Origin of the sequence: Deinococcus pimensis DSM 21231 (assembly GCF_000519345.1) — a bacterium.
GTDB classification, from domain to species: domain Bacteria; phylum Deinococcota; class Deinococci; order Deinococcales; family Deinococcaceae; genus Deinococcus_A; species Deinococcus_A pimensis.
On the sequence record NZ_KI912645.1, the window covers coordinates 13567 to 14224 of the forward strand.

At 71.7% G+C, this 658-nt stretch carries 1 protein-coding gene; it reads left to right on the plus strand.

What is annotated here, in order from left to right; translation table 11 throughout:
• Positions 1 to 269, plus strand: a 269-nt coding sequence (locus DEIPI_RS30775; RefSeq protein WP_045234237.1) for an L-serine ammonia-lyase, iron-sulfur-dependent, subunit alpha, incomplete at its 5' end; no start/stop codon positions are given.
• Positions 270 to 658 lie beyond the last annotated feature (389 nt).

A 658-nucleotide genomic window follows, 5' to 3' on the forward strand; every position in this document is an offset into this window, starting at 1 on the left:
ACACCATCGGCCTCGTCTGCGATCCCGTGGGCGGGTACGTGGAGGTGCCCTGCGTGAGCCGCAACGCGTTCTTCGCGGTGCACGCGGTGAGCGCCGCGCAGCTCGCGCTCGCGCAGCTCGAGAGCTTCATCCCGCCCGACGAGGTCGTGACGGCCATGGCGCAGGTGGGCCGCATGATGCCCCTGCAGCTCAAGGAGACCGCCGAGGGCGGCCTCGCGCAGACCCCGACGGGCCTTCGCGTGACGCAGGAGATGGAAAGCCGACGCTGAGACGCGAGGGAGGGGCGCGCGAGGTGACCTCGCGCGCCGCCGTGTCTCTTCACTCAGGGCGTCGTACGGACCCACCGTCGTACGCTCGGGGACGGCCCCTCGCTTTTGCCTGGAGCGTCAACGTGTCTCTACGTGTGTGAGCGGGGCGGCCCGGTCCTCATGCCTCGGACGTCAGTGCGTCTCTCCACTCAGGGCGTCGTACGGGCCGGGGCGGCCCGGTCCTCATGCCTCGGACGTCAGTGCGTCTCTCCACTCATGAGCGCCGAACGCACCTCGTTCATGCCGCCGTACACGCGCGCCGCGCCCACCGAGCGCAGGTCGTCCGCGAGGCCGTCCAGGGCGTGCGCGCCGCCCGTGAAGCCCCAGACGGTCATCGCGGCGCGCACGCC